Source organism: Comamonas odontotermitis (assembly GCF_040396735.1).
Taxonomy (GTDB): domain Bacteria; phylum Pseudomonadota; class Gammaproteobacteria; order Burkholderiales; family Burkholderiaceae_C; genus Comamonas; species Comamonas odontotermitis_C.
Window position 1 is genome coordinate 106,272 of sequence record NZ_JBEBNZ010000007.1, and the last position, 17,920, is coordinate 124,191.

Genomic DNA, 17,920 nt, shown 5'->3' on the forward strand with positions numbered 1-17,920 from the left:
CCTCTATGCATCTGTAAAACGGGAAGATATGATTGATGTCATCTGTTAAACCGTTGGATCAATCATGGCCCATCTTGATCTCGCACAGCTCAGAACCCTGATGGCTGTTGCGGATGCAGGCAGCCTGACGGCTGCAGCGCCCCAGCTTTTCCTGTCGCAGTCAGCCGTCAGCGAGCAGATCAGAAAACTGGAAGACTGCGTGGGCAAGCCCCTTCTGCTGCGCAGCAAGACAGGCGTGGTGCCCACGGCAGCGGGCCTCCAACTGCTGGGCCATGCACGAGCGCTGGTGGGCATGGCAGACCATGCCTTGCGCGACATGCGTGGCGTGGCGCTGCAGGGCGCTCTCAAGCTGGCCGTCACCGATTACTTCAAGCCCGACGCGCTGGCACGCATGCTCAAGGCCCTGGCAGAGCAGCATCCCGCAGTGCGGCTGGAGGTGAGCGTTCTCAAAAGCTCCGACGTGGAGGCGGCGCATGCCCAGGGCCAGTGCGATCTGGGCGTGGTGATGGCAACGCCTCCCTTCAAGCAGCCTTTGCAGACGCTGGGCCCGGAGGAAGCCTTGGTCTGGGCCCGCGCACGCCAATGGGCGCCAGAGGTCGGGCAGCCCTTGCCGCTGCTCGTGCTGCCCGAGACCTGCGCGCTGCGCCAATATGCCGAAGCCCGCCTGCGGCAGCAGGGGGTGGACTATGTGGTGGCGCACCAGGCCTCCGGGGTAGCGGGTTTGCAATCGGCCATTGCTGCAGGCTTGGGGGTGGCGTGTATCAACGCGGCGACTCTGACGCAGAACATGGCGCCTGTCATGCCCGAGGCAGGCTTGCCCAGCCTCACCCGGGTGCAGTTTGGCCTGCTGCCGGCGCGCGCCGCTGAATCCGCGCTGGTGCAGCAGGTGCGGGCATTGCTGCAGTCGGATTGGGTGTCTTAGAGCTGCTAACACAACCCTTGATACGTCGTTGCTTTGCCTTGTCGTACTTTTGTACTGCCTGCGGCTTCACTCCTCGTCTCAACCGCAAATCTACGATTTGCTGGGTTGTGTTAGCGGCTCTTAGTTCTCTGAATTTGCCAGGGCAGGGGGAAGGCCCAGCCCTTGGTAGATGCGCTGCATGTGCCGTGCCAGCCGTTTGGACTGCGGCTGCTGGTTGCGCCAGGGCTGCACCAGGTTCTGCAAGGCCGTCCACTGGCCGGTATGGCGCAATGCGCTCCAGTACAGCTGGGTGAACAGGTCGCGCTGGGCGTGGCTGCCGCCTATTTCCACCAGGCGTGCAATCAGCGGTCCCAATTGCCGGGCCGCTTGCTGGTACCGGCCTTGCGCATGGGCCAGCACGCCTCGCGCTGCGGGCAGGCAGACCTCTTGCCAGATGGCGCGCAGTTGGGGGTGTTTCTGCGCATCGGCGTGGCGCTGCATGCTGGCGAGCAGTTGTTGCGCGGCCTCCCACTGCTCGGCGCGCGCCAGGCCGTACAGGTATTGCAGATCCAGAAAAGGCAGCACATGGTCGTGCTGGCGCTGCAGCAGGTATGGCGTGAGCAGTTGCCAGCGCTGGCCCACATCGACCCCTTCAAGTTCCAGCCGCGCGAGCAGCGAGATGGAGCCGATCTGGTCCTGCGAGTAGGCGGGCACCACGCCCCAGACCTGGCTGTCGTGCAACTGCAGGGCTTCGTCGTGGCGTTCGTCCTCCATCAGGAACAGCGCCAGATGCCACCAGTTGTGCGTCTGCATGAAGGAGTTGAGGCCGCTCCAGCTGCCGCTGGCGCTCTGCATGAAATCCAGGCCCTCGTTCACACGGCCTTCGGTCAGCAATACATGGGCGAGCGCATGGTGGGCCCAGGGCTCCTTGAAGCGCATGTGCACCGCGTGGCGTGCCGCACCTTCTGCCTGGCGCAGCAGGTGGCATTGCTCATAGGCAAAGGCCAGCATGCCGTGAAAGTAGGGCACATCGGCGCAGTGCGGCTGGGCCGTGAGCGCCATGCGCAGCATGGCCGGAGAATCGCCCAGGTTGAAGGCGTGGTAGTGCGCCAGCTTCAACGCTGCCAGATCGCGGGGATGGTGCTGCACCAGCGCTTCGAGCCGCTCTGCCGCCATGGGTGTGTTGCCATCGGCCCAGGCCTCGATGGCCCCCAGCCAGAGCCTTTCGCGGGCATTGGCATGCGCCTGCCTTGCACATGCGCGCTGCAAAAATGGGCGTGCATTGGAGGCAGCCCGGGCATCTTCTGCAAACAGATGGAGCGCGGCGCTCCAGATCTGTACCAGCGGGCTGTCATCCTGCCCGGCAATCTCCAGCAGGCGCAGCACGCGCATCTCGCAGGCGGCAAAGCCTTCGACAAAGTCGTTCAGATAGGGCAAGGCGGCCGTATCGCTGCTGACCGGATTGCCGTACAGGTCGTGCTGGGCGCCCATGCTGCATTCCTCTCTTATGCCGCTGGTGGCTGCGGCCAGGGGTGTTGTGGATCGCGGATCTGCTCGAAAGCACGCGAGAGCTGCAGAACGCCCAGGTCGTCAAACCGGGCACCTGCAATCTGCAGGCCGATGGGCAGGCCAGCTGCGGTGTAACCGCAGTTGACGGAGGCCGCAGGCTGCTCAGACATGTTGTAGGGCACGGTAAAGCCGATATGCTCCAGCGGGCGCATCGGGTCGTTGGTGGGCCCCGCCCATTCGGCCTTGAAAGCCACATGGGGCGCGACCGGAGAGATCACATAGTCGAACGCGCTGGTGGCGCGGACAGTGGCAACGCGCACCAGGTGGAATTGCTGACTGGCGTGGAAGACCTCCGTGCCGCTCATGCCCTGGGCACTGTCGGCCCATGCGCGAATATAGGGCAGCACCTTGTCGCGCTGCTCGCTGCTGAGCGCCTGCATGTCGGTGAACGAGCGCATGCGCCAGAAATGGTCCATGCCGTCGAGCATGGCCTGCGTCATGAAAGGCTGCATACGCGTGACCTGCGCGCCCGCTTCCTGCAGCAGATGGGCGGCGTGTTCAACGGCAGCCCTGACTTCGGGCTCCAACGGCAATCCACAGCCTGCATTGAGCAGCAGGCCGATGCGCTTGCCACGGACGAAATCGGGTGTTGTGGTTGCGACCGAGCCCCACGCGATGTCTTGCGCGGGCAGGCTCATGGTGTCGCGCACATCGGGGGCGGAGAGCACCTGCATCATCAGTGCCGAATCGGCTACGGTGCGTGTCATCGGCCCCGCGGCGCGGCCGGTGTAGGGTGGATCGATCGGAATGCGGCCCAGGCTGGGCTTGAGGCTGTAGATGCCGCACCAGCTGGCAGGCAGGCGCAGCGAGCCGCCGATGTCGGTGCCGATATGCAGCGGACCGTAGCCAGCTGCGGCGGCCGCGCCGCCGCCAGCGCTGGAGCCGCCCGGGCCCTTGCTCAGATCCCAGGGGTTGCGCGCGAGATGGTGAAAACTGGAGAGGCCTGACGACAGCATGCCGTAATCGGGCATGGTGGTCTTGGAGAACATGATGGCACCTGCCTCCCGCATGCGGGCTGCGGGCGGTGCATCGGCAGCCGCTGGCACCAGCTTGACGGCGGCTGTCCCTGCGGGCAGCGGGTCGCCTTGCGTGGCAATGTTTTCCTTGATGGTGACGGGTACGCCGTCCAGCAGACCGGCTGGTGCGTTCCTGCTCCAGCGCGCTTCGCTTTCGCGCGCCTGCGCCAGGGCCTGCTCGGGGCGGTACAGGTAGGTGGCGCACAGCCGTGGCTCCCACCGCGATACATGGTCGATGACGGATTGCATGACATCGACAGGGGACAGCTCGTGCCTGTGGTAGGCGGCCAGGAGCTCGGTGGCGGGCAGATCGTGCAGCGCGGTCATGGAGACAGTGAGTGGAATCGGTTGGGGTTCAATGAAAAAAGCCCATCACGGCACGTTGCCTGTGATGGGCTTGGCTTGAGGCAAACAGGCCCTGCCGCTAGCGTAGCAAGCCAGGCCGGTTATGCCCAGTACATGGATGACAGGTCGTTGACGAAGATCGGCATGTCCTTCCACAGGCCGCGCAGGTTCTTGGCGGCAACCGTGATCCACTGCGGCTGGTACAGGTAGACATTGGCGGCGTCCTCGGCCAGCAGGCGTTGCGCGTCGCCCAGCAGGCGGGCGCGGTCGGCGGGGCGCGCTTCCAGCTTGATCTGCTCGAACAGCTTGTTGAATTTTTCCGACTTGTAGCCCCAGTAGTAATCGGGGCGGGTGTAGTTTTCCAGGTCGAACGGCTCGACGTGCGAGATGATCGACAGGTCGTAGTTCTTGTTGGTGTAGGTGCCAGAGAGCCACTGCGCCCATTCCACGTTCTGCAGCTTGACGTCGATGCCGATCTTGGACAGCTGGGCCGCGACGATCTCCCCGCCCTGGCGCGCATACGGCGTGGGGGGCAGCGTCATGGTCAGTTGCAGCGGCGTCTTGACACCGGCTTCGGCCAGCAGCTTCTTGGCCTTCTCCACGTCATAGGGGTTGATGCCGGTGGTATCGACATAACCGAACGCGCCGGGCACGTAGTGGCTGCCGATCGGCACGCCCAGGCCTTCGGCGGCACCTGCGATCACGGCCTTGCGGTCTATGGCGGCCGACAGCGCACGGCGCACGCGTACATCATCGAGCGGCTTGCGGCGCTCGTTGATGGCGACGATGGTCTTGGCGCGCGATCCGCTGGTCACCACCTGATAGCGTGGGTTGGATCTGAACTGGTCCACGCCACGTGGCGTTGCACGTGGGAATACGTCGACGTCGCCCGCCAGCAGCGCGGCCACCTGGGCCGCAGCATCCGAGATGAAGCGGAAGGTGGCGCGGCGGATGCGAATGGTGCCGGCATTGCGGTACTGGGGCCAGGCCTCCAGGGTGATCGATGCGCCCTTGCTCCAGTTGCCCAGCTTGTAGGGGCCGGTGCCCACGGGCTTGGTGGCGTTGGTGTCGGCGCTCTTGGGGTCGACAATGATGGAGGTGGCCTGGCCCAGCACAAACAGCAGGTCAGGGTCGATTTCCTTGTTGAGGATCACGACGGTGTGCTCATCCACCACCTGGGCCGTCAGGTTGGCAAAGGTGCGCTTGTCCTTGTTGGTGCTTTTTTCGCCAGCGGCGCGGTCGAACGAGAATTTGACCGACTGGGCGTTGAAGGCCTCGCCGTTATGGAAGGTGACGCCCTTGCGCAGCTTGAAGGTATAGGTCTTCAGATCGGGCGAGACTTCCCAGCTTTCGGCCAGCAGGGGCGATACGCTTCCATCGGAATTGACCTTGGTCAGCGTCTCATAGATGTTGTACTGGGTGATTTCCGCAATGGAAGAGGCTGCCCCGGCTGTGGGATCGAGCCCTGGCGGCTCCAGCGTCATGCCGAGTACAACGGTGTCTTTCTTGTTCTGCGCTTGGGCGGTGGCGGGCAGCCACAGTGGCAGCGGGGCCAGTGCGCCTGCGGCAAGCAGATTTCTACGGTTCAGCATCCAGGAACTCCTTGGAACAATTTTTTAGCGGATGACGGATTCATGGTCTTCGGTTCTGCTCTGAAAATAAGAGCGGGTAGCGCACACAGCTGTTTCAGTGTCAAACACTTTATGGCCTAAAGCCAAGAGCACTGTTCGCTGGCCGCTATGATTTTTGTGTGCTGCACCTCAGGTGACGTGCCACGCTCCTGCAAAGACAGAACCTTGAGACCCAGGTTATACAGGACTTGGCATGGCCTGCGCCTGCACGGCCTGTGTAGCCTGCAGATGGCGCCGCCGGGACCGCACCTGCGGCACTGCACCCACCAGCTTTTGCGTGTAGGGGTGCTGCGCGTGCTGGAACAGCTGCGCGGGCGTGCCGCGCTCCACGATTTCGCCCTTGTAGAGCACGACCACTTCATCGCACAGATGGTTGATGACAGCCAGATCGTGGCTGATCAGCATGTAGGTGATGCCGAACTCGGTCTGCAGGTCCTGCATCAGGTTGAGCACCTGGGCCTGTACGGACACATCGAGTGCGCTGACGGGCTCGTCGGCCACGATCAGCTGGGGTTTGGTGATGAGGGCACGCGCAATGGCAATGCGCTGGCGCTGGCCGCCAGAGAATTCATGCGGGTACTTGTCCACATCCTGTGGGCGCAGCCCCACCTGCTGCAACACCTCGATGGTGCGGGTGCGCTGCTCGGCGCGGCTGCTGTCGGCTTGTGCCTGTAGTGGCTCGCTGACGATGCGCTCCACCGTCTGGCGGGGGTCCAGCGAGCCATAAGGATCCTGAAACACCATCTGGAAATCCTTGCGTGCGCGGCGCAGGTCGTTTGCTGGCATGCGGTGCAGGTCCTGGCCCTGCAGCAGCACCTGGCCGGATGTTGGCGCGTCAAGCGCCATCACCAGGCGTGCGAGGGTTGATTTGCCAGAGCCCGACTCACCCACCACGCCCAGACTCTTGCCTGCCTGGAGGGAAAAGCCCACGCCCTTGAGCGCCTCGACCGTGGGCGGCGGGGCAAAGAGTTTTTCGCGGGGCAGGGTGTAGGTGCGCACCAGATCGCGAATCTCCAGCAAAGGGGTATGGCTCATGCGGTGGCTCCTGCGTCGGTGGCGGCTGTTGCGTAGGCTTCGGGGCGCAGGCAATGCACCTGGTGTGCATGGCCGGGTTCTCCTGCCAAACCAGCACCCAGATCAATACAAGGCGGCACCTGCGCGGCGCAGGCAGGCTGGGTGAAGCTGCAGCGTCCGGCAAAGGTGCAACCGGCGGGCAGGTCTACCAGCTCCGGCACGGTGCCGGCAATGGTCTGCAGGCGCTGGGGCTTGCCATCAACACGCGGCTGCATGCTGGGGCGCGCCGCCAGCAGGCCGCGGGTATAGGGGTGGGCCATGTGCTCGAACACCGCCTCGGTGCTGCCGGACTCGACCACGGTGCCGCCGTACATCACCACCATCTTGTCGACGTTCTGCGAGATCACGCCCAGGTCGTGCGATATCAGCAGCAGTGCCATGTTGCGTTCGGCCACCAGGCTGTTGATGAGATCGAGGATCTGCTGCTGGATGGTCACATCCAACGCCGTGGTGGGTTCGTCGGCAATCAGCAGATCGGGCCCGCAGGCCAGCGCCATCGCGATGGTGATGCGCTGGCGCTGGCCGCCGGAGAACTGGTGGGGGTAGGCATCGTAACGCTGCGCTGGCTGGGCAATCCCGACCCGATCGAGCAAGGCAATGGCGTCGTTGCGGGCCTGGCGTGCGCTCATGCCCTTGTGAAGGCGCAGGGGCTCGCTGATCTGGTGGCCAATGGTCTGCACAGGGTTCAATGCCGTCATTGGCTCCTGAAAGATCATGCCGATGCGGTTGCCGCGCACCGTGCGCCACCAGCGGTCGGGCTGGCCAACCAGGCTGTGGCCGTCAAACAATGCGCTGCCGCTCACCTGCGCAGATTCGGGCAGCAAACCCATCAGCGCCATGGCGGTGATGGATTTTCCGCAGCCCGATTCGCCAATCAACCCCAGTGCCTGCCCGCGCTCGATCTGGAAACTGATGTCGCGCACGGCCCGTGCCGGGCCTCGGTGCGTCTGGAGCTGGATGCTGAGGTTGGATACATCTATCAAAGCCATGGCCAATCCTTAGCGTTTGCGGGCCAGACGGGGATCGAGCAGATCGCGCAGGCCGTCGCCGAGCAAATTGAGGCCCAGCACCGACAGCGCAATCGCCACGCCCGGAAACACAGCGAGCAGGGGGGCCTGGAACATCAGGGTCTGCGCTTCGCTCAGCATGCGGCCCCAGGACGGTTGTGGCGGCTGTGTGCCCAGGCCCAGGTAGGACAGCGCGGCCTCGGCCAGAATCGCCAGTGCAAACTGGATGGTGGCCTGCACGATCAAAACCGACAGGATATTGGGCAGCACGTGCTGCCAGGTGATGCTCCAGCTGTTCTTGCCGCAGGAGCGGGCCGCCAGGATGTACTCTCGCGACCAGATGGCATTGGCCGAGGCGCGGGTGATGCGTGCAAAGGTCGGAATATTGAAGATGCCGATGGCAATGATGGAGTTGACAATGCCTGCACCAAACACTGCCGTCAACATGATGGCCGAGAGAATGGCGGGAAAGGCAAAGGTGAAGTCGGACAGCCGCATGATGGCCTCTTCCACCCAGCCGCGCTTGGCAGCCGCCAGCAGGCCCAGGGCGGTGCCGATGGTCAGGCCAATGCCGACTGCCACCAGGCCCACGAGAATCGAATTGCGCGCGCCCACCAGCAATTGCGACGCCACATCCCGGCCATAGGCATCGGTGCCCAGCCAGTGCGCCAGCGTTGGCGCCTGGAGCTTGGCTTCCATGTTGATATCGTAGGGAGACCAGGGCGTCCACAGGTAGGAAATCGCTGCGGCCAACAGGAGCGCGAACGTCAGGGCAGCGCCGATGACGAAGCTGGGATTGCGCCGCGCACGGCGCCAGAAGCTGGGGGCTGCGGGAGCCGCGTGCACCGGAAGCGCCGTAGTCGGCAGCGGCGCTGCCAGAGGGGAAGAGGGCTGGCTCATAGCTTAGATGTCACTGGCCTTGATACGGGGGTCGATCATGGCGTAGAGCAGATCGACCAGAAAATTGACCACCACCACCATGGCTGCCAGCAGCATGACGCAATTGCGCACCACCATCAGATCGCGGTTGGCGATGGACTGAAAAATCAGCCGTCCCATGCCTGGCAGGTAGAACACGTTCTCCACCACGATGGTGCCTGCCAGCAGATTGGCAAACTGCAGCCCCATGACGGTGACTACGGGAATCAGTGCATTTCGCAGTACATGCTTGTAGAGCGCAGCACGCTGGGACAGGCCTTTGGCACGGGCGGTGCGCACAAAATCCTCGCGCAGCACTTCCAGCACGGCAGACCGCGTGATGCGCGCCAGAATGGCTGCCTGCACCACGGCCAGCGACACGGCGGGCAGCATCAGCGCCTTGATGGCGCCCCAGAACGAGCCGCCCGATGCCTCCGTCCAGCCCGGAAAGCCGCCTGCCGAAAACCATTTGAGCTGCACCGAAAACAGCAGGATCAGCAAAATGGCAAACCAGAAGTTGGGAATGGCGATGCCCAGCTGCGCCAGGCCCATGACGCTGACGTCGCCAATCTTGTTGTGGTGGCTGGCAGCATAGATACCGGCAACCAGGGCCACGGCGGTGGTGATGACCATGGCCATCACTGCCAGCGGAACGGTGAGGGCAAGGCGCTCGGAAATCAGCTCCAGCACCGGAGTGCCGTAGCTGTAGCTGTTGCCCAGATCGAGTTGCACCAGGCCGCTGATCCAGTGCCAGTAGCGTTCCCAGGCAGGCTGGTTGAGCCCCAGCTGTTCGGCCAGTTCTGCCACGGCTTCGGGCGCGGCATCAGGCCCCATCAGCATCTGGGCTGCGTTGCCGGGCAGTATTTCAAGCACCAGAAACACGACGATGGACGTACCCAGCAGTGTGAGCAGCAGCGTGAGGGTGCGCTTGAGGAAAAAAAGACCCATGGTCGGCTGTCGTGGTTAAGTGTTCTCAAAAACAATAGCGAAGACTCTTGTCTTGGTAAGCGCTGCCAGCATAACGCGAAAAATTCCGGCACACCATGCATGCTTACTCGCAAAGACGCGAGTATGGCGAAGGCGAAGGCGGGATAATGTCGCTCATGTCACACTTTTTGCTGCATTCCAACATGGAGGTGCAACCATGGCTTTGATGATTACCGATGAGTGCATCAACTGCGATGTGTGCGAGCCTGAATGCCCGAACGATGCCATCTATATGGGAGAGGCGTACTACGAGATCGAGCCGAACAAATGCACCGAGTGCGTAGGGCACTTTGACGAACCCCAATGCGTGCAGATCTGTCCGGTAGCGTGTATTCCAGTCAACCCCGAGTTTGTGGAGAATCAGGAGACGCTGATGCAGAAGTACCTGCGTCTTCAGGCAGAGAAGGGCTTGTAGCCCGCTGCTTCGTTCATCGTCCAAAACGAAAAAAGCGCCATCAGGGCGCTTTTTGGGTATTTGGGGGCAAGATCAGGTGCCCGCTGGCCGTGGAGGCTTGGGACGGGCCGGTTTGGTGGTGTGGATCTTGAGGGTGGCCTTTTCCATGTCGCCGGACAGGAGCTCCGATGCGGCCTGCATGGCATGGATGATGCTGTCTTCAATCAAAGTGCGTTGGTCGGGGGCTGGCTTGCGCAGCACCCAGTGGGGCACTTCTTCCTTGTTGCCGGGGTGGCCTATTCCGATGCGCAGGCGCCAGTAGTCGGGTGAGCCCAGTTGCGCATGGATGTCGCGCAAGCCATTGTGGCCACCATGGCCGCCACCTTTCTTGAGCTTGACCTGGCCGGGGGGCAGGTCGAGTTCATCGTGCGCAACCAGAATCTCTTCTGGCTTGATCTTGAAAAAGCGCGCCAGAGCGCCTACCGACTTGCCGGAGAGGTTCATGAAGGTCTGCGGCTCCAGCAACCAGATGGATTCGCCTTGCACCGTTGTGCGGGCGACGAGGCCGTAGTAGTTTCGATCGGGGGTGAGCTGTACGCGCAGATGGCTGGCGAGCGCATCGATCCACCAGAAGCCCGCATTGTGGCGGGTGCCTTCGTATTCCGGTCCGGGGTTGCCGAGGCCAACAAACAACTTGATCATGGGCGAGAATTATCGGTGCAGCGAAGGTGGCATTCCGAGCCCTCTGCAGGGTGCGGGCGATGCCCTTCTGAAGAAGAGCTATTGTCTTGATGGGGCATGGAGATGAAAAAAGGCTGCATTGGTCACAATGCAGCCTTTTTGGGTATTTCAGCGCCAATGCGCTGTCATGCCTGTGTGCTTACTCGGCAGCAGGAGCGGCTTCGTCAGCAGCGCCACCAGCAGGAGCAGCCACGGAGATCACGGCAGCATTGCTGTGGGAAACCAGGGTCACGCCCTTAGGCAGAGCCACATCGTTCAGGTGCAGGGTAGCGCCCTTTTCCAGCTTGCTCAGGTCCACGCTGATGAATTCAGGCAGATCCTTGGGCATGCAACGGACTTCGATTTCGGTCACGACTGGCGTGACCATGCACTTGTCGATCTTCACTGCAGGCGATTCTTCGGCGCCAGAGTAGTGCACAGGCACCTTCATGGTCAGCACGGTGTTGGCGTCCACGCGTTGGAAGTCAACGTGCAGGACCAGTTGCTTGAAGGGGTGGTACTGCACATTGCGCAGCAGCACTTGGCTCTTGGCGCCGTCCAGATCCATTTCCAGCACGGATGCGTGGAAAGCTTCCTTCTTGAGGGCGTACCACAGCGTGTTGTGATCCACTTCAACCAATTGAGGCTCGGCTGCACCACCGTAGATGATGCCAGGCGTACGGCCAGAATTACGCAGGCGGCGGCTCGCACCCGTACCTTGCTTAGCGCGCGCAAAAGCGACAACGTTCATTTTTATACTCCAATGGGGACAGGCCGCGACCAGCCTACCCGGTTAAAAAGGCCGCTGCATGTGCAGCGGCCAGCGAAAACAGTCGATTTTAGCAGATGATTATTTTTTGGGCAATGCCCGAAAAATAATCAGGCGTCCTGGAACAGGCTCATCACCGATTCACCCGTGGCGATGCGGTGAATGGTTTCTGCAAACAGCGGAGCCACAGTCAGCTGGCGAATCTTGCCGCAAGCGCGGGCGCTCGCTGACAGGGGAATGGTGTTGGTAACCACGACTTCGTCCAGCGCTGCACCATTGCCGATACGTTCGATGGCCGGGCCCGAGAAGATGGGGTGGGTGCAGTAGGCGTAGACCTTCTTGGCGCCACGCTCCTTCAGCACTTCGGCGGCCTTCACCAAGGTTCCTGCGGTGTCGATCATGTCGTCCATGATGACGCAGTTGCGGCCATCGATATCGCCAATGACATGCATCACTTCAGACACATTGGCCTTGGGGCGGCGCTTGTCGATGATGGCCAGATCGCACTGCAGTTGCTTGGCAAGGGCGCGTGCGCGCACCACACCACCAACGTCCGGCGATACGACGATCAGGTCTTCGTAGTTCTTCTGGCGCAGATCGCCCAGTAGAACTGGCGAAGCGTAGATGTTGTCCACCGGAATGTCGAAGAAGCCCTGAATCTGGTCTGCGTGCAGGTCCATGGTCAGCACGCGGCTCACGCCGGCGGCCTGCAGCATGTTGGCGACCACCTTGGCGGTGATGGGCACGCGGGTGGAGCGCACGCGGCGATCCTGGCGGGCATAGCCAAAGTAGGGAATCACGGCGCAGATGCGTTCGGCCGACGCACGCTTCAATGCATCCACCATCACCAGCAATTCCATCAGGTGGTCATTGGTTGGAGCACAGGTGGGCTGAATGATGAAAACGTCGCGTGCGCGAACGTTTTGCTTGATCTCCACCGTGACCTCTCCATCGGAGAAACGGCCTACATCGGCTGCGCCCAAAGAGGTGTGAAGGTGTTGTGCAATTTCAGTGGCAAGGCCTGTGTTGGCGTTACCAGTGAAAACCATGAAGTCTGGATGATGGTTTTGCATAGCGTCCCAGTGGGTATGGGTTAGCTGTGAGCGCTGCTTTTGCGCGGTAAGAAATTGGCAGGGGAAGAAGGATTCGAACCTTCGCATGCCGGAATCAAAATCCGGTGCCTTAACCAGCTTGGCGACTCCCCTACAAGAATCAATGCTAAGCAACACTGATTCCTAAAAACCTTTAGTCTTTCGTCCATCCAATCAATGGATGTGCAAAAAGACTTTTGCAATCTTTCACTGTCCAGTCTTGTGAAAAACTGCTTTGGCAGCTAATAGCTTGCTTTTTCACTGCAAACACTGCACTGCCTGAGCCCGTCATTCTAGCATGTAATCCTTGCGATTCAAGAAAGTCACTGACTTTTTTTATCGATGGACACAGGCTTTCTGCGACCGGCTGCAAGTCGTTTTGACCGAAGTCAAAGTGCTTTGCAGCGAAGTCCGAAATTGTAGCAGCTTTTGAATCACGTTTCAGGTTGGGGTTCGAAAAAATTAATTTCGTATCCAGGCCTTCTTGCGGCTTCACAACTATCAGCGCGGTGTCTGCTAGCTGCTGCTCGTTTTCGAGTGGGCGTATTATGTCACCGATTCCTTCCACCCAAGCCGACTTTCCGAAAATAAAAAACGGAACATCGGCTCCAAGTTGCAGCCCGATGCGTTGCAGTTCCTTGCGGCTCAGTTGCAGATTCCACAGTTGATTGAGCGCCAGCAGGGTGCTGGCGGCATCGGACGAACCGCCTCCCATCCCAGCCTGCGCAGGCAGGTGCTTGCGAACACCGATATGGACACCTTGCGTGCAGCCTGTGGCTTGCTGCAGCGCGCGCGCTGCGCGGGTGATCAGGTCGTCTGCGGGCAAGGGCGTGCCCAGGTCTTCTCGGGTGATGGTACCGGAGGGGCTGGTTTCAAAATGCAGTTCATCGGCCCAGTCGATCAGCATGAAGACCGACTGCAGCAGGTGATAGCCGTCTGCACGGCGGCCGGTGATGTGCAGAAAGAGATTGAGTTTGGCCGGAGCGGGGACGTCGTACAGCGTACGCATGGTGCGGATCAATTCAACAAGGGGCTAAGGGCGCTCAAGCACGATACGCAGGCTGGCTTCCGGGAGGGGCGAGGTGCGTTGGGCGGTGATTTTTCCGTCGCTGAAGGCATCCAGATCGGCTTGCCAGCCCGCTGCGGGCGTATTGCGGCCCTGCAGCCAGTCAAAAAGTGCTGCGATGGGCAGGTTGGCGCCCAGGAGTTCCTCGGTCAATTCATCGAGCGAAGCCTTTTCGCGGACGGTATTGCCTTGGGTGACGCTGGCTTGCTTTTCCGTCCAATGGACGCGGGCGACAATGCTGCCCAGTGGGTTGAGCAATACCAGTTCGCCCTGGCGTGGACTACCGGACAGCTCAAAACTGCCACTGGTCGTCTGCGGCGGCGCACTCAGCACTTGCACGGACATGCGCCCGCTCCAGTAGCCTGCATCAGCCGTTGGGGTCAATTGCCGCTGGGGCGTTGCGCAACCTGCAAGCAGGGCCAATGCCGTCCCGGCCGCCAGTGTGGCGCAAAAGCGCCTTCTGGCGAGTGCCTTGCTCAAACCTGTCACAGACGTCATGGCGCAATGCCCAGGAGCTTGAAGGTCTTGAGCACGGTTTCATTGTCCGGTGCATCCTTTCTGGCAGCCCGCAGCAACTCTTCTGCGGGCTTGGACTTGCCTTGCTTCCACCAGACTTCAGCCAGGTGCGCACCGATTTCCGGGTCGGGCTGCTTGGTGTAGGCTTTTTCCAGCAACTGTGCGGCCTGCTCCAGATTGCCTTGTTTGTATTCCACCCAGCCCAGGCTGTCGGTAATGAAGGGGTCGCCAGGCACCATGCTGAGCGCCTTTTCGATCAGGGACTTGGCCTCGTCGAGCTTGAGGCCACGGTCTGCCAGCAGGTAACCCAGCGCGTTGTAGGCATGGTGGTGATCGGGCTTGAGCGCGATGAGCTTGCGCAGCAGTGCTTCCGTCTCTTCGATCTTGTCGGCGCGCTCGGCAAGCATGGCCTGCTCGTAAAGCAGATCCGGGTCGTTGGGCTGCATAGCCACCAGTCTGGATTGCACCTCAAGCGCCTGGGTGTAGTTCTTTGCGGTTTTGTACAACTGAACCTGCGCAGACAGCTTGGTGCGAATTTCCCCGGGGCTGGTTTCTGGCAAGTCGTTCAGCAAGGCGGCTGCCGCCTCAAACTGGCCTTGCTGCATGCGGATGGATGCCTTGCGCAGTGTTGCCAGGGGCTGGTTGCCGGTTTTGGCGATTTCATCGGCCCAGTGCTCGGCTTCTTCCCATTTCTTCTGGGCTTCTGCCATCTGTTCGCGCAGCATCAGGCTTTGGATGCGCACTTCCCGCTGCAGGACCTGGGACGGAAACTTGTCGATCAAGGTGTCGAGTTTGAGCAGGGATACATCGGCATCCGAATACTGCTTGAGCTGGGCCTGCAGCGCCGCCTTGAGAATCCAGGCATCGGCAGAGCTGGGATCGATCCGCGTAGCCTCGTTCAGCTGCTTCTGGGCTTCCTCCAGGCGGTCGGCATTCATCAGGCTGCGGGCATAGGCCAGATGCGCATCGGCGCTTTTGGAGTTGCTGAGAAAGTCGGTGACCAGTGATTCGGCCTCGGGCACATTGGCAGCAACAAGGGCCGCAGCCAGTCGGCCGGCAGCCTGGTTGCTGGCATCGAGCGATAGCGCTTTGCGCGCAGCTTCCAGCGCGGCCGCGGGCTGCTCTGCGGCAAGTTCCATGGTGCCAATGGCTGCCCAGGCGTCAGGCCCGGTGGCTGGATTTTCCAGTTCAGGCGTCAGCGCCTCGCGCACAATGCGAGCGGCCTGCGCCTGGTCGCTGACACGCCGGTAGATGCTGGGTATGGCGCGAATCCATTCGAGTTTTTCGTCGGGCTTGGCCAGGGCAATTTCCTGCTTGAGCAGTGCGCCTGTTTCTTCGCCGTGGTTGGTCGAGAGCATGACCTGCAGCAAATAGCGGCTGGCCTGGCGCGATTGCGGATGTGCCTGCCTCCAGGCCTGGGCAACCATGCCGGCCTTCTGGGCAGAGCGGGAGAGCAGTGCAATTTGCGCGGCCCGTTGGTATACCTTCTCGTCGCCGGTGCGGCGCGCAGCATCCAGAAGCAGTTCCACACTGGTGGTGGCGTCACCCTGGCTGGCGTACATTTCGCCCAGCAATAGCTCGTAGAAAAGCTCGGCGTCCAGCTGGGACTGGGCGTCTTCCGCGCGTTCTGCAGAGGCGATGCTCTGCCTTTTTGCGGAAGGATGGGATTGCGCGGTGGGGCTTGCATTTGCCAGCGCAGGCACGGTCAAACCGGTTGCCAGAAAATATGCCAAATATCGGAGAGCGTGCTTCATCAGCCCATAATAAACGATAGCCCACGAGCCATGCAGAAGGAAAACAGTGCCTGAGTTACCAGAAGTGGAAGTGACAAGACGCGGACTGGTTCAGCCCTTGCAGGGCGCCACCATTGAACGCATCTCGCTTGGAAAGCCCTTGCGCTGGCCGCTGGGGGTTGAGCCCGCAACGCTTGCCGGCCGCATGGTGCAACAGGTTCTGCGACGGGGCAAATACATTGTTTTGCAGTTGGACCAGGGCGTCCTGCTGTTGCACCTGGGAATGTCGGGGAGTCTGCAGATCGCGCCGACCTTGCCGCCAGCCGGGCCGCACGACCATTTCGATCTGGTGACGGACCGGGGTGTCCTGCGCTTGCATGACCCCAGACGCTTTGGTGCCGTGGTATGGGCGCCGGATATCGCCTCGGACATGGCAGCCAAGCTGCTCAACCATCTGGGCATGGAGCCGTTTGACGAAGGGTTCAGCCTGAACTATTTCGCAGACGGGCTCAAACGCTCCAGCACGCCAATCAAGCAGTTGCTGCTGGGCGGGCAACTGGTGGTTGGGGTTGGCAATATCTATGCGAGCGAAGTGTTGTTCCTCGCGGGCATTCTGCCTTCCAAACCTGCAAACAAGGTGACCAAGGTCCAGGCGCAGCGCCTGCACACGGCCATTCCCCGGGTATTGGGAAAAGCCATCGAGTTGGGGGGCAGCACCTTGAAGGATTTTGTGCAGGTCAACGGCTATGCAGGCGCTTTTCAGGCGCAGGCCAATGTGTACGGAAGGGCAGGGGAGCCTTGCAAGCAGTGCGGGGCGCCGGTGGTTGCGATCAAGCAAGGCCAGCGCAGCACGTACTATTGCCGCAAGTGCCAGAGATAGGGAGTGGTGCAGGCGACCTGTGGCCCGGCCAGTCCCGTCATTGATCGTCTTTGACCGGACTCTTGCATCGAAGGTATGCCATGGCAGATTCCGATGCGCACTGCTCGCAGCTCTTTCTTTTTTCGAGTCTAGATTTGAGTCAATTTTCACAACAGATCGTCGCCTGGCAGCAAAGCCACGGGCGCCACCACCTGCCTTGGCAGAACACCCGCGACCCGTACCGTGTGTGGCTGTCAGAAATCATGCTGCAGCAAACGCAGGTCACCACGGTATTGGGCTACTACGAGCGGTTCCTGCAGCGCTTTCCGACCGTTGCAGACCTGGCGGCAGGGAGTGATGAAGAGGTGATGGCGCTGTGGAGCGGCCTGGGCTACTACAGCCGGGCGCGCAACCTGCACCGCTGTGCGCAGGAAGTCATGTCGCGTTTTGGCGGCGCCTTTCCCCGCACGGTTGAAGAACTCGCTTCACTGCCCGGTATTGGGCGATCGACTGCAAGCGCGATTGCATCGTTCTGCTTTTCCGCACGCGCGGCGATTCTGGACGCGAACGTCAAACGGGTGTTGACACGGGCGCTGGGTTTCTCGGACGATCTGGCCAGCAGCGCAGCCGAGAAAAAACTCTGGGCGCTGGCCGAAGACCTGCTGCCGACCACTGACCTCTCCACCTCCATGCCGCGTTACACCCAAGGCATGATGGACTTGGGCGCTGCCATTTGTACGCCCAAAAAGCCCAGTTGCCTGCTATGCCCCGTGCATGGCAGCTGCGCAGCGCGGCGCGAAGGAGCGCCCGAACGCTATCCGGTCAAGACCAAGAAGCTCAAGCGCACCTCTGCCAGCTGGTGGCTGCTGTGGGTGGAGCGCGCCGACGGCGCCATCTGGCTGGAAAAGCGCCCGGTCAAAGGCATATGGGCCAGCTTGTACTGCCTGCCAGTGTACGAAACCGAAGCGCAATTGCAGCAGGCCGCCCAGGATTGGGGCGGTGCTGCGCCAGAGGCGCTCGCACCGTTTCTGCATGTGCTCACCCACAAGGACCTGCATCTGCACCCGGAGCGGATTCACGCCGAAAACCCACCGCTACCAGCGACGGCCGGGGGCTGGTACCGGCGCGATCAACTGTCCGCGCTGGGTTTGCCTGCGCCCGTGCGCAATTTGCTGCAGGGCTGAACGGCGACTCCAGCCTTATTGGTAGCTTGGTTACCCAGGTGGCTATCAAAAATAGAGCTGTACGCACGCTCCATGGCTGAGATTTGAATGATTTTCTCCATGAAATCCAGAAGGGGAGCGCGCAAGATGCTATGGTTTTA

The 17,920-nt window shown here is 61.4% G+C and carries 17 protein-coding genes and 1 tRNA gene; 4 read left to right on the forward strand and 14 right to left on the reverse strand.

The window, feature by feature from the left end:
* Positions 1 to 64: 64 nt before the first annotated feature.
* The gene (locus tag ACH2DG_RS08910; protein WP_395025577.1) at positions 65 to 922 is read left to right on the forward strand and encodes a LysR family transcriptional regulator; all 858 of its coding nucleotides are present in this window, start codon (positions 65 to 67) and stop codon (positions 920 to 922) included.
* A gap of 120 nt (positions 923 to 1,042) precedes the next feature.
* Here the strand turns inward: ACH2DG_RS08910 and ACH2DG_RS08915 are convergent, their stop codons facing one another.
* The 7 genes from ACH2DG_RS08915 to ACH2DG_RS08945 form a co-directional block, all read right to left on the reverse strand.
* On the reverse strand, positions 1,043 to 2,392 hold the full coding sequence (locus ACH2DG_RS08915) for a tetratricopeptide repeat protein (RefSeq protein WP_395025578.1): 1,350 nt from the start codon (positions 2,390 to 2,392) through the stop codon (positions 1,043 to 1,045).
* A gap of 14 nt (positions 2,393 to 2,406) precedes the next feature.
* Positions 2,407 to 3,813, reverse strand: coding sequence for an amidase (locus ACH2DG_RS08920; RefSeq protein ID WP_395025580.1), 1,407 nt, complete (start codon positions 3,811 to 3,813; stop codon positions 2,407 to 2,409).
* A gap of 119 nt (positions 3,814 to 3,932) precedes the next feature.
* On the reverse strand, positions 3,933 to 5,423 hold the full coding sequence (locus ACH2DG_RS08925; RefSeq protein WP_395025581.1) for an ABC transporter substrate-binding protein: 1,491 nt from the start codon (positions 5,421 to 5,423) through the stop codon (positions 3,933 to 3,935).
* 216 nt (positions 5,424 to 5,639) lie between these two features.
* Positions 5,640 to 6,497 (reverse strand): ATP-binding cassette domain-containing protein, encoded by an 858-nt coding sequence (locus tag ACH2DG_RS08930; RefSeq protein ID WP_395025582.1) that lies wholly within the window; start codon positions 6,495 to 6,497, stop codon positions 5,640 to 5,642.
* A complete protein-coding gene (locus tag ACH2DG_RS08935) occupies positions 6,494 to 7,525 on the reverse strand; it encodes an ABC transporter ATP-binding protein (RefSeq protein ID WP_395025583.1) in 1,032 nt (343 codons plus the stop codon). Before ACH2DG_RS08935 ends, ACH2DG_RS08930 begins: the two co-directional genes overlap by 4 nt.
* A gap of 9 nt (positions 7,526 to 7,534) precedes the next feature.
* A complete protein-coding gene (locus tag ACH2DG_RS08940; RefSeq protein WP_395025585.1) occupies positions 7,535 to 8,443 on the reverse strand; it encodes an ABC transporter permease in 909 nt (302 codons plus the stop codon).
* Positions 8,444 to 8,446: 3 nt separating this feature from the next.
* The gene (locus tag ACH2DG_RS08945; protein ID WP_395025586.1) at positions 8,447 to 9,409 is read right to left on the reverse strand and encodes an ABC transporter permease; all 963 of its coding nucleotides are present in this window, start codon (positions 9,407 to 9,409) and stop codon (positions 8,447 to 8,449) included.
* Positions 9,410 to 9,605: 196 nt separating this feature from the next.
* Between ACH2DG_RS08945 and ACH2DG_RS08950 the strand changes: the two genes are divergently transcribed.
* Positions 9,606 to 9,863, forward strand: coding sequence for a YfhL family 4Fe-4S dicluster ferredoxin (locus ACH2DG_RS08950; RefSeq protein ID WP_395025588.1), 258 nt, complete (start codon positions 9,606 to 9,608; stop codon positions 9,861 to 9,863).
* 72 nt (positions 9,864 to 9,935) lie between these two features.
* Here the strand turns inward: ACH2DG_RS08950 and pth are convergent, their stop codons facing one another.
* From pth to ACH2DG_RS08985, 7 genes are all read right to left on the reverse strand, one after another.
* Entirely contained in the window at positions 9,936 to 10,544 is a 609-nt protein-coding gene (gene pth, locus ACH2DG_RS08955; protein WP_395025589.1) for an aminoacyl-tRNA hydrolase, read from the reverse strand.
* A gap of 178 nt (positions 10,545 to 10,722) precedes the next feature.
* On the reverse strand, positions 10,723 to 11,313 hold the full coding sequence (locus ACH2DG_RS08960) for a 50S ribosomal protein L25/general stress protein Ctc (RefSeq protein WP_395025590.1): 591 nt from the start codon (positions 11,311 to 11,313) through the stop codon (positions 10,723 to 10,725).
* 128 nt (positions 11,314 to 11,441) lie between these two features.
* On the reverse strand, positions 11,442 to 12,404 hold the full coding sequence (locus ACH2DG_RS08965) for a ribose-phosphate pyrophosphokinase (protein ID WP_395025591.1): 963 nt from the start codon (positions 12,402 to 12,404) through the stop codon (positions 11,442 to 11,444).
* 55 nt (positions 12,405 to 12,459) lie between these two features.
* Positions 12,460 to 12,536: transfer RNA gene (locus ACH2DG_RS08970), tRNA-Gln, on the reverse strand.
* Between the two features lie 40 nt (positions 12,537 to 12,576).
* Complete coding sequence (gene ispE, locus ACH2DG_RS08975) at positions 12,577 to 13,431, reverse strand: 4-(cytidine 5'-diphospho)-2-C-methyl-D-erythritol kinase (RefSeq protein ID WP_395025593.1); 855 nt, start codon at positions 13,429 to 13,431, stop codon at positions 12,577 to 12,579.
* Between the two features lie 24 nt (positions 13,432 to 13,455).
* Positions 13,456 to 13,986 carry an outer membrane lipoprotein LolB gene (locus ACH2DG_RS08980; RefSeq protein ID WP_395025595.1) on the reverse strand — a complete coding sequence of 177 codons (531 nt, stop codon included), beginning with the start codon at positions 13,984 to 13,986 and terminating at the stop codon, positions 13,456 to 13,458.
* A complete protein-coding gene (locus ACH2DG_RS08985) occupies positions 13,983 to 15,707 on the reverse strand; it encodes a tetratricopeptide repeat protein (RefSeq protein ID WP_395025597.1) in 1,725 nt (574 codons plus the stop codon). Before ACH2DG_RS08985 ends, ACH2DG_RS08980 begins: the two co-directional genes overlap by 4 nt.
* Before the next feature lie 97 nt (positions 15,708 to 15,804).
* On the opposite strand from ACH2DG_RS08985, the gene mutM reads away from it, so the two are divergent.
* Both mutM and mutY read left to right on the forward strand, forming a co-directional pair.
* On the forward strand, positions 15,805 to 16,617 hold the full coding sequence (gene mutM, locus ACH2DG_RS08990) for a bifunctional DNA-formamidopyrimidine glycosylase/DNA-(apurinic or apyrimidinic site) lyase (RefSeq protein WP_395025598.1): 813 nt from the start codon (positions 15,805 to 15,807) through the stop codon (positions 16,615 to 16,617).
* An 80-nt stretch (positions 16,618 to 16,697) separates the two neighbouring features.
* Complete coding sequence (gene mutY / locus ACH2DG_RS08995) at positions 16,698 to 17,780, forward strand: A/G-specific adenine glycosylase (RefSeq protein WP_395025599.1); 1,083 nt, start codon at positions 16,698 to 16,700, stop codon at positions 17,778 to 17,780.
* Positions 17,781 to 17,920 lie beyond the last annotated feature (140 nt).

Coding starts and splice junctions, on each gene's coding strand:
- ACH2DG_RS08910 (WP_395025577.1), top strand. CDS start 65: ATGGCCCATCTTGATCTCGCACAGCTCAGAACCCTGATGGCTGTTGCG.
- ACH2DG_RS08915 (WP_395025578.1), bottom strand. CDS start 2,392: ATGGGCGCCCAGCACGACCTGTACGGCAATCCGGTCAGCAGCGATACG.
- ACH2DG_RS08920 (WP_395025580.1), bottom strand. CDS start 3,813: ATGACCGCGCTGCACGATCTGCCCGCCACCGAGCTCCTGGCCGCCTAC.
- ACH2DG_RS08925 (WP_395025581.1), bottom strand. CDS start 5,423: ATGCTGAACCGTAGAAATCTGCTTGCCGCAGGCGCACTGGCCCCGCTG.
- ACH2DG_RS08930 (WP_395025582.1), bottom strand. CDS start 6,497: ATGAGCCATACCCCTTTGCTGGAGATTCGCGATCTGGTGCGCACCTAC.
- ACH2DG_RS08935 (WP_395025583.1), bottom strand. CDS start 7,525: ATGGCTTTGATAGATGTATCCAACCTCAGCATCCAGCTCCAGACGCAC.
- ACH2DG_RS08940 (WP_395025585.1), bottom strand. CDS start 8,443: ATGAGCCAGCCCTCTTCCCCTCTGGCAGCGCCGCTGCCGACTACGGCG.
- ACH2DG_RS08945 (WP_395025586.1), bottom strand. CDS start 9,409: ATGGGTCTTTTTTTCCTCAAGCGCACCCTCACGCTGCTGCTCACACTG.
- ACH2DG_RS08950 (WP_395025588.1), top strand. CDS start 9,606: ATGGCTTTGATGATTACCGATGAGTGCATCAACTGCGATGTGTGCGAG.
- pth (WP_395025589.1), bottom strand. CDS start 10,544: ATGATCAAGTTGTTTGTTGGCCTCGGCAACCCCGGACCGGAATACGAA.
- ACH2DG_RS08960 (WP_395025590.1), bottom strand. CDS start 11,313: ATGAACGTTGTCGCTTTTGCGCGCGCTAAGCAAGGTACGGGTGCGAGC.
- ACH2DG_RS08965 (WP_395025591.1), bottom strand. CDS start 12,404: ATGCAAAACCATCATCCAGACTTCATGGTTTTCACTGGTAACGCCAAC.
- ispE (WP_395025593.1), bottom strand. CDS start 13,431: ATGCGTACGCTGTACGACGTCCCCGCTCCGGCCAAACTCAATCTCTTT.
- ACH2DG_RS08980 (WP_395025595.1), bottom strand. CDS start 13,986: ATGACGTCTGTGACAGGTTTGAGCAAGGCACTCGCCAGAAGGCGCTTT.
- mutY (WP_395025599.1), top strand. CDS start 16,698: ATGGCAGATTCCGATGCGCACTGCTCGCAGCTCTTTCTTTTTTCGAGT.